Genomic DNA, 4,150 nt, shown 5'->3' on the forward strand with positions numbered 1-4,150 from the left:
AGAAAAGAGGACATTTGCGCTAGTATCTACGCCGCGGTCGTTGAGCAGACGATCTCGGGGCTTGCGCAAGGTCGCGAAGTCAAGGGCAATATCCTGTTTCTGGGCGGCCCACTGTTTTTCCTAAAAGGTCTTCAGGCGCGCTTTAAAGAGGTGCTAAAGCTCACCGACGAGACCGCGACGTTTCCAGACATTGCGCCTTACTTCGTGGCTTACGGCAGCGCGCTATATGCAAAAGATACGGGCGAGACGTTAAATTTGGAAGAGACGATCGCGCTTTTGAAAAAGGAACCCGACAGAACCGCGCTGGAAGCCGAGCCGCCGCTTTTCAAAGACAGAGCGGAATTTGACGAGTTCACCGCTCGCCACGCCCGCGCGAGCGTGCCTAAGGTGGATATCCACACCTACAGCGGAGACGCGTATTTGGGCGTGGATTGTGGCAGTACTACGATCAAGGTCGTGTTGATGGGCGAAAACTACGAACTATTGTATAAATTTTACTCCTCCAATAAAGGCGATCCCGTCGATATCCTGCTGCCGCGTCTTAAGGAGCTATACGATCTTTGCGAGGGTCGCATCAAGATCAAGGGCAGCGGCGTTACCGGCTATGGCGAGGATCTCATTAAAACCGCCTTTCGCTTCGATTACGGTATCGTCGAGACAATCGCGCATTATAGTGCTGCGCGCCACTTCAATCCGAAAGTAGATTTTATTATTGATATCGGCGGGCAGGACATCAAGTGTTTCTCCATTAAAGATGGCAATATCGATTCTATCGTGCTAAATGAGGCGTGCAGCTCGGGCTGTGGCTCGTTTTTGCAGACCTTTTCAAATTCTTTGGGTTACGACATTAAAGATTTTGCAAGCTTAGCCCTTTTTGCGACTCACCCCGCCAAGCTTGGCAGCCGCTGCACGGTCTTTATGAACTCTTCGGTTAAGCAGGCTCAAAAGGACGGCGCTACGATCGAGGACATCAGCGCTGGACTTGCTATTAGCGTCATAAAAAATGCGATTTACAAGGTTATTCGCGTGCGAAACGCCGACGATCTTGGGCAAAATATCGTAGTGCAGGGCGGCACCTTTTTAAATAACGCCGTGCTGCGCGCGTTTGAGCTGGAGCTTAAGAAAAACGTTATTCGCCTCGATATCAGCGAGCTTATGGGTGCATACGGCGCGGCGCTTTTTGCCAAAAATAACGCAAACGAGCGTACCGATATGATCAGTCGTGCAGAGCTTGAAAATTTCACTCATCGCAGCGAATTTAGCGTCTGCAAGCTCTGTACGAACAAATGCCCGCTTACGATCAGCCACTTCGGCGATACTAAATTCGTCTCGGGCAATAAGTGCGAGCGCGGCGCGGGCAAGGAGATCCGCCACGACATCACGAATTTGTTTGAGTTTAAAAACGAGCTTTTGCGAAAATATCGCAAGCCACCGAAGCAGGATGCGCCGCAGGTTGGAATTCCGTTTGTTTTGAATATGTTTGAGATGATCCCGTTTTGGAGCGCATTTTTTGAAAATTTAGGCATGAGCGTCGTGCTGTCGCAAAAGCCGCGAAAAGAGACGCTGTTTTTAGCAAGCCAGAGCATCCCGAGCGATACCGTCTGCTACCCGGCTAAAAGCGTGCACGGCCAAATCTACGATCTGCTAAATAAGAGCGTCGATTTTATCTTTTATCCGTGTATGAGCTACAGCCTGGATGAAAATATCAGCGAGAACTGCTACAACTGCCCCGTAGTCGCATACTACCCCGAGCTGATACGCGCGAACGTAGGCGCGCTGGAGGAGAAAAAATTCCTCTATCCGCATGTGGACCTTAACATGCAAGATTCGTTTTGCAAAACGATGCAGGCTGAGCTCGCGAACGCCGGGTATAAATTTCATTCTGACGCCGTGAAAAACGCCGTCTTGCAAGGCCTTAAGGAGCTACAAAACTATAAAAATACTGTTTTAATAAAAGGCGAGGAAACCCTAAAAGAGATACAAAGTAGCGGTGCCAGCGCCATTGTGCTAGCGGGTCGTCCGTATCATATCGATAAGACGATCAACCACGGCATCGATCGCTATCTAAATTCCTTGGGCTTCGTAGTTCTTAGCGAGGATTCGCTGCCTTTGACACAGGTGCGCACTAAATCGCTAAATCAATGGACTTACCACGCCAGGCTTTATAGCGCGGCGCGGTTCATCTGTAAATATCCGCGCATGCAGCTGGTGCAGCTAGTTAGCTTCGGCTGCGGGATCGACGCGATCACGGGCGACGAGGTGCGCGACATACTGCGCCAAAACGGTAAAATTTACACTCAACTTAAAATCGACGAGGTTACGAACCTAGGTGCGGTCAAGATCCGCCTTCGCAGTCTAAAAGCTACCATGCTAGAGCGCGAGAAGCAAGCGCAATCAAAAAAAGGCCAATAATGTTTGCTAAATTTACAAAAGATATGAAAGAAACCCACACGATCCTGATCCCTACGATGATCGATCCGCACTTTCGCTTTATGCAGGGAGTGCTGCGCGATGAGGGATACAAAAGCGTGCTGCTTAAAGAGGATCGCGCAAATATCGTCGAAGAGGGGCTTCGCAGCGTCCATAACGATATGTGCTATCCCGCGCTGCTCGTCATCGGGCAGTTTATCGACGCACTAAAAAGCGGCGAGTACGATACGCACAAAGTAGCGCTTCTCATCAGTCAAACGGGCGGCGGCTGCAGAGCGAGCAACTATATAAATTTACTCCGTAAGGCGCTTGAAGATAGCGGTTTTTCTTATATTCCGGTGATCTCTTTAAATTTCGGTTCGCTTGATGAAAACGAGTTCGCGCTCGGTAAAAAATCGCTCATCAAGCTTATGGCCGCGATCTTTTACGGCGATTTGATGATGAGTCTTTATAATCAATGCAAACCCTATGAGATGACCCCCGGCGCTACGAATGAAATTTACGAGCGGGTCGCCGCGCAGATCGCTTCGATGACAAACGAGTGGGCGTTTTTCCGCTTAAAAAAGAATTTTCGCTATATTTTGGAAAACTTTGCCGCTCTGCAGCGCAGCGGCGAGCAAAAGATCCGCGTGGGCATCGTGGGCGAAATTTATCTCAAATACTCGCCCATCGGCAATAACGGCCTAAACGCCTATCTCATACGCGAAAACGCCGAGCCCGTAAATACGGGGCTGATGGACTTCGTGCTTACCTGCATCTACGATGCGGTTTACGACAAACAGCTCTACGGCAAGGGCGGCGCGGCGTATTACGGCTCGCTTGCGGTCGCTAAAGTAGTGGAATTTTTCCAGCGCATGATGATTAAGCAGATAAAACGATTTGGATTTCGCGCGCCGAGCCCATTTAGCGAGGTTCGTGCCGCCGCTGACGGCTACATCGGTCACGGCGTGAAGATGGGCGAGGGCTGGCTGCTGACGGCGGAGATGGTCGAGTTTATGCGCCACGGCATACAAAACGTCGTGTGCGCGCAGCCCTTCGGCTGCCTGCCAAACCACATCATCGCGCGCGGAATGATCCGAAAGATTAAACAGAACTACCCGCAGGCAAACATCGCCGCTATCGACTACGACCCGGGCGCAAGCGCGGTAAATCAAGAAAACCGCATAAAACTGATGCTTGCTAACGCAAATCGAAAATAGCCCGCCACATATCAAAAATGGCTTTGGAATTTTAAATTCTAAAGCCTGCCGTAAAATTTTAAAATTTAAAAGCGAGCTCGCGATGACGGTTAAATTTTTGACGCACAAATGGCTCGCTTCCTTTCGCGAAATTTCCTCGAGATTTTAAAATTTTAAATTTCAATAGCGCCCTTATGTTTCTTTTGCCTCTTCCGTGCATTCCGGCTTCAATTCTTGCGAAATTTCATCGGAATTTTATGGAAGTCCGCGCGGAATTCTACGCGCCGCCGCCATAGAATTCCATCACACAATCCCATTTCGCCATGTCATAAAATTCCACTTTCGTTAAGGCAAAATTTAATACAATCCGTCTTTAAATTTTACAAAGGAAGTTTATGAAATTTTGGATTTATGGCGCGCTTTTGGCGCTATACTGTGGAGCTTTTAGCGGATGCGCGAGTAAGAATTTGCCGGGCTACATGCAAGGGCGCGAGCATATCATCGCTATGAGCGCGGCGTCCGGCGGTCAGCTGCGTATGAGT

Annotated in this window: 2 protein-coding genes; both read left to right on the forward strand. The window is 49.5% G+C overall.

Annotated features, from left to right (window positions below; all coding sequences use genetic code 11):
* Window positions 1–2,412: acyl-CoA dehydratase activase-related protein (locus Q0236_RS12840; RefSeq protein ID WP_297918841.1), on the forward strand; the 2,412-nt coding region annotated here is incomplete at its 5' end.
* Window positions 2,412–3,629 (forward strand): 2-hydroxyacyl-CoA dehydratase, encoded by a 1,218-nt coding sequence (locus Q0236_RS12845; protein WP_297918844.1) that lies wholly within the window; start codon window positions 2,412–2,414, stop codon window positions 3,627–3,629. The genes Q0236_RS12840 and Q0236_RS12845, both read left to right, overlap by 1 nt.
* Window positions 3,630–4,150 lie beyond the last annotated feature (521 nt).

It is taken from the genome of uncultured Campylobacter sp. (assembly GCF_938031315.1).
GTDB lineage: Bacteria > Campylobacterota > Campylobacteria > Campylobacterales > Campylobacteraceae > Campylobacter_B.

Excerpts from the sequence above, each read along its gene's own strand:
- Q0236_RS12845 (WP_297918844.1), top strand. The coding sequence starts at position 2,412 with ATGTTTGCTAAATTTACAAAAGATATGAAAGAAACCCACACGATCCTG.